Origin of the sequence: Roseomonas rosulenta, assembly GCF_016106005.1 — a bacterium.
In the GTDB taxonomy this organism is placed as follows: Bacteria; Pseudomonadota; Alphaproteobacteria; order Acetobacterales; family Acetobacteraceae; genus Neoroseomonas; species Neoroseomonas rosulenta.
In genome coordinates this window covers 1-5,158 of sequence record NZ_JACADR010000296.1, presented here as the reverse complement: position 1 = coordinate 5,158, position 5,158 = coordinate 1, and the positions used below count along the sequence as shown (strand labels likewise).

Here is a 5,158-nt window from a genome sequence, read left to right as displayed (position 1 = left end):
CGGCCGAGCTCGGCCCGCGCGCCGCCGCCGTGCCGCTGGACGTGACCGACCCGACCGGCATTCCCGCCGCCTTCGACGCGGCCGAGGCCGCGCTCGGCGGCACCTGCGACATCCTCGTGAACAATGCCGGCATCGCGGTGACGAAGCCGCTGCTGCTACAGGGCATCGAGGACTGGGACGGCGTGATGGCCGTGAACCTGCGCGGCTGCTTCCTGGTGGGACAGGAATCGGCGAAGCGGATGGCCGCGGCGAAACTGCCGGGGTCGATCGTCAATATCGCCTCGGTGCTGGGCGAGCGCATCATTCCCGGCGTGGCCGGCTACACCGCCGCCAAGGCCGGTCTGCTGCACCTGACGCGGCAGATGGCGGTGGAGCTGGCACGCTTCGGCATCCGCGTGAACGCCATCGCGCCGGGCTATGTCGCGACCGACATCAATCGCGACTACTTCGCCTCGGAGCCCGGCCAGGCAATGATCAAGCGCATTCCGCAGCGCCGCCTGGGATCGCCGGAGGATCTCACGGGCCCGCTGCTTCTGCTTGCCTCCGCCGCCGGCGCGCACATGACAGGTGCGACGGTCACGGTGGATGGCGGGCATTCGGTCAACGCATTGTAGGAACGCCGCACCATGGACTTCGTCCTGCCCCCCGAGATCGAGGATGTCCGCCTGCGCATCCGCCGCTTCGTGGACGAACGCCTGATCCCGCTGGAGGCGGAGCGCGCCAACTACGACGAGCACGAGAACATCGCGCCCGCCGTGCTCGCGCGCCTGCGCGCAGAGGCGAAGGCGCAGGGCCTCTGGGCCCTGCAGATGCCCAAGCGCCTGGGCGGGATGGAACTGCCGCGCATCGGCATGGCCGCCTGCTACGAGGAAATGAACCGCTCCATCTTCGGCCCCGTGGTGTTCAATTCCGCGGCACCCGACGACGGCAACATGATGATCCTGGATCGCGTGCTGCCCGAGGCGATGAAGACCGAATGGCTGCTGCCGATCGTGGACGGCGCCGTGCAATCCGCCTTCGCCATGACGGAACCCGATGGCTGCGGGTCCGACCCCGGCCTGACCTATACGCGCGCCGATCGCGTCGGGAACGACCGCTGGCGCATCACCGGGCGCAAGTGGTTCATCACGGGTGCAGGCAATGCGCAGATCTTCATCATCATCGCCCGCACCTCGGATGATGAACGCAAGGGGCTCTCCGCCTTCCTGTTCAAGGCCGACACACCGGGCTGGGAGATCGTCCGCCGCATCCCGATCATGGGGCCGGAGGAACATGGCGGACATTGCGAGCTGGTCTTCGACGGGCTCGAAATCCCCGACAGCCAGCGACTGCTCGGCGTCGGCGACGGGCTGAAGCTGACGCAGATGCGCCTCGGCGTCGCGCGGCTGACGCATTGCATGCGCTGGACGGGCCTCGCGCGGCGCTCGCTCGAGATCGCGATGGAACGCATCAAGCAGCGCGATTCCTTCGGCCAGAAGCTGATCGACCGCGAGAGCGTGCAGGGCCTGGTCGGCCAGGCGGCGATGGAGATCGAGATCGGCCGCCTGCTGACCATGCGCGCCGCCTGGGCGCTCGACCAGGGTTCCTTCGCGCGCAAGGAGGTGTCCATGGCGAAGATCGTCGTCGCCGACGCGTTGCAGAAATCCGTGGACACGGCGCTGCAGCTGCTCGGCGCGCGCGGCTATTCCAAGGACACGGTGATCGAGTGGATCTACCGCTACGCCCGCCAGGCGCGACTGGTCGATGGCGCCTCGGAAGTGCACCGCATGGTACTGGCCAACATCCTGCGGGCCGAGGGCGACGGCTTCTTCCGCTGGGGCCAGGCCGGGCATGGATGAGGCGCGCCGCGCCCGCCTGACCGACTGGCTGCGCGTTGCATCGGGCGACGCGGCGCTGGCCATCGAGGGCATGGCGCTGCTCTCGGGCGGCGCCATCCAGCAGAACTGGGCGCTTGACCTCTCCGGCGGCCGCGCCTGGGTGTTGCGCACCGACAACGCGGCGACACTCGCGGTCAGCCACGGCCGGGCCCAGGAATACGCGCTGCTGCGCGCCGCCTTCGCCGCCGGCGTGACGGTGCCGGAACCGCTGTTCCTGTGCGAGGAGGCCGGCGTGACCGGCGCGCCCTTCTTCGTCATGCGCCGCGTCCCCGGCACCGCCGCGGCGCATCGCGTGGTGCGCAGCGAGACGCTGGGCGGCGGGCGCGAGGCCTGCGTGCGCGCGCTGGGCCGCGAGCTCGCGCGCATCCATTCCATCACGCCACCGCGCGCCGACCTCGCGTTTCTGGGCGCGCCGCCGCAGGACCCCTGCCGCGCCTTCATCGCCGACCAGCGCGCCGCGCTCGACCGCCAGCGCAGGCCGCGCCCGGTGCTGGAATGGGGCCTGCGGCACCTGGAGCGCACCGCCCCGCCGCCGCTGCCCGCGGTGCTGGTCCATAACGACTTCCGCACCGGCAACATCATGCTGGACGATGCCGGCGTCACCGCCGTGCTGGACTGGGAATTCGCGGTCTGGAGCGACCCGCATGCGGATCTCGGCTGGCTCTGCGCGAAGTGCTGGCGCTTCGGCAATGACGCGCAGGAGGCCGGCGGCATCGGCCCGCGCGCCGCGCTGTACGAGGGCTATGGCGCGGTCGACGACGCGCGGGTGCGCTGGTGGGAGCTGGCCGCGCATATCCGCTGGGCCTCGATCGCGGTGGACCAGGCGGAACGCCACATCTCCGGCGTCGAGCGCAACCTGGAACTGGCACTGACCGGCCACATGGTGCCCGGTCTGGAGTGGGAGATCCTGCGCATGGTAGAGGCCCGCGATGCTCGCTGAGGAACCGCAGGCAGCCGACCTGCTCGCCACCGCGCGCGAGGTTCTGCTGAACGAACTGCTGCCCGCCTTGCCGCCCGAGAAGGCCTTCGCCGCGCGCATGGTAGCGAACGCCATGGCGATCGCCGCGCGGGCGGCGGCGCAGCCGGACTGGGAAGCGGCGGCGCTCGCGCGCATCCCCGGCGACCCTGGCGCCTTCGCCGCGGCGATCCGCGCCGGCCGCTACGATCCAGGCACGCCACGCCACGCCGAAGGGGCGGCGCTGCTCGACGACATCACCCGCGCGCGCTGCGCCGTCAGCGCGCCGCGCGCGCTCGGCAAGGCATGACCGCGATGGACGACCACCTGCCGAGATCGGCGGCGAACCACGTAGCACTCTCGCCGGTCTCCTTCCTTGCGCGTGCGGCGCGCATATGGCCCGGGCGTACCGCCATCATCCACGGCGCGCGGCGCTTGACCTATGCGCAGTACCTGGAGCGCAGCCGCCGAGTGGCCTCGGCCCTGCGCGCCGCCGGCGTCGCACCCGGCGACGTGGTCGCCGCACTGCTGCCGAACATCCCGGAGATGCTGGAAGCGCACATGGCCGTGCCCATGGCGCATGCGGTGCTCTGCCCGATCAACACGCGGCTCGATGCGCCGAGCGTGCGCTTCATCCTCGATCATTCGGGCGCGAAGGTGCTGCTGCTGGACCGGGAATTCGCCGCGCTGGTCACGGCCGCGCTGGACGGCGCCGCCAGCCCGCCGCGCATCGTGGTGGTGGACGACCCTGAGGGCCCCGGCGGCGCGACCATCGCGGGCGCGCCCTACGAGGACTTCCTGGCTGCCGGCGACGCCGCGTTCCCCGTGCAGCCGCCGGCCGATGAATGGCAGGCGATCTCGCTCTCCTACACCTCCGGCACCACGGGCGACCCCAAGGGCGTGGTGGTGCATCACCGCGGCGCCTACCTGAATGCCTGCGGCAATGCGCTCGCCTTCGCGCTGTCGCCGCAGAGCGTCTATCTTTGGACGCTGCCAATGTTCCACTGCAACGGCTGGACCTACACCTGGGCCGTGACGCTGCAGGGCGGGACGCATGTCTGCCTGCGGCGCGTCGATCCCGCCCGCATCTTCGCGCTGATCGCCGAGCACGGCGTCACGCATCTCTGCGCAGCGCCCGTCGTGCTGACCATGCTGATCCATGCGCCCGAGAACCAGAAGCAGCGATTCCCGCACCGCGTCGGCATCGCCACCGGCGGCGCCGCACCGCCCTCGCCGGTGATCGCGGCGATGGAGCGCCTGGGCTTCGATGTCACGCACCTCTACGGCCTGACGGAATGCTACGGCCCCTCGCTGCTGTGCGCCTGGCAGCCCGAGATCGCCACGCTCGACCTGCCGGACAAGGCTGCCTTCATGGCGCGGCAGGGCGTGCCGCTGCCTACGCTGGAAGATGCCGCCGTGCTCGACCAGGAGACAGGTGCGCGCGTACCCGCCGATGGCGCAACACTCGGCGAGATCGCGCTGCGCGGCAACACGGTCATGAAGGGCTACCTGCGCAATCCGCGCGCCAATGCCGCGGCCTTCGTCGATGGCTGGTTCCGCACCGGCGACCTCGGCGTGCTGCACCCCGACGGCTACATCGAGGTGAAGGACCGCGCCAAGGACATCGTGATCTCCGGCGGCGAGAACATCAGCAGCCTCGAGGTCGAGGAGGCGCTGTACCGCCACCCGGACGTGATGGAGGCCGCAGTCGTGGCCCACCCTGACCCGAAATGGGGCGAGGTGCCGCACGCCTTCGTGACATTGAAGCCCGGCGCCACCGCGACCCCGGCCGACATCATCGCCCATTGCCGCGCGCATCTCGCGCATTTCAAGGCGCCACGGCACGTGACCTTCGGGCCGCTGCCCAAGACCGCAACGGGCAAGATCCAGAAGTTCGAGCTGCGCCGGGCGCTGAAGGGCTAGAGCAGAACCCGGTCTGGTGGAATCACCTGATCGGGCGAAGATGCTCGCAACGACAGAGTGCTGGAGGCGTTGCCGCGAGCGGAGGCGCCTCTAGCCGCGCGCCACGCGCTGTCGCAGCGCCGCGCGCGTGTCCTCCATCGTCTCCTGCAGGCAGTCGATCGGCACCCGGCCCGGCGCGCGCCCGCAGGCCTCGCGCTCGGTCAGGTAGCGCGTCAGCAGCGCCTCGATCTCCGTCAGCGTCGCCGGCTGGCTGGCGAATCGCACGCGCGCCGCCGCCGCGTCGCGCACCACCGCGGCATCGAGTTCGCGCAGGCCCGGCGTGGCGCAGATGCGCGGCGCCGCCCAGCCGGTGCTGGACGGGCAGCTCACCGCCGCCAGCCCGGTCGGGGTCGGCACCGCGGCA

At 71.1% G+C, this 5,158-nt stretch carries 6 protein-coding genes; 5 read left to right on the top strand and 1 reads right to left on the bottom strand.

The features are described from left to right. The 5 genes from HW578_RS22530 to HW578_RS22510 all read left to right on the top strand — a co-directional run. On the top strand, positions 1 to 614 hold a 614-nt coding region (locus HW578_RS22530; protein ID WP_198372956.1), incomplete at its 5' end, for an SDR family NAD(P)-dependent oxidoreductase. Between the two features lie 12 nt (positions 615 to 626). Next, on the top strand, positions 627 to 1,838 hold the full coding sequence (locus HW578_RS22525; protein WP_198372955.1) for an acyl-CoA dehydrogenase family protein: 1,212 nt from the start codon (positions 627 to 629) through the stop codon (positions 1,836 to 1,838). Next, positions 1,831 to 2,817 (top strand): phosphotransferase family protein, encoded by a 987-nt coding sequence (locus HW578_RS22520; protein ID WP_198372954.1) that lies wholly within the window; start codon positions 1,831 to 1,833, stop codon positions 2,815 to 2,817. Before HW578_RS22525 ends, HW578_RS22520 begins: the two co-directional genes overlap by 8 nt. Beyond that, positions 2,807 to 3,142 carry a DUF6285 domain-containing protein gene (locus HW578_RS22515; protein WP_198372953.1) on the top strand — a complete coding sequence of 112 codons (336 nt, stop codon included), beginning with the start codon at positions 2,807 to 2,809 and terminating at the stop codon, positions 3,140 to 3,142. Before HW578_RS22520 ends, HW578_RS22515 begins: the two co-directional genes overlap by 11 nt. Next, entirely contained in the window at positions 3,139 to 4,755 is a 1,617-nt protein-coding gene (locus HW578_RS22510; RefSeq protein WP_456308294.1) for a long-chain-fatty-acid--CoA ligase, read from the top strand. The genes HW578_RS22515 and HW578_RS22510 overlap by 4 nt, the downstream gene beginning before the upstream one ends. A gap of 90 nt (positions 4,756 to 4,845) precedes the next feature. Here the strand turns inward: HW578_RS22510 and HW578_RS22505 are convergent. Continuing rightward, a partial coding sequence (locus tag HW578_RS22505) for a hypothetical protein (protein ID WP_198372952.1) occupies positions 4,846 to 5,158 on the bottom strand: 313 nt, incomplete at its 5' end.

What these genes read in the sequence shown, in the direction of transcription:
- HW578_RS22525 (WP_198372955.1), top strand. Translation starts at nt 627, where the DNA reads ATGGACTTCGTCCTGCCCCCCGAGATCGAGGATGTCCGCCTGCGCATC.
- HW578_RS22520 (WP_198372954.1), top strand. Translation starts at nt 1,831, where the DNA reads ATGGATGAGGCGCGCCGCGCCCGCCTGACCGACTGGCTGCGCGTTGCA.
- HW578_RS22515 (WP_198372953.1), top strand. Translation starts at nt 2,807, where the DNA reads ATGCTCGCTGAGGAACCGCAGGCAGCCGACCTGCTCGCCACCGCGCGC.
- HW578_RS22510 (WP_456308294.1), top strand. Translation starts at nt 3,139, where the DNA reads ATGACCGCGATGGACGACCACCTGCCGAGATCGGCGGCGAACCACGTA.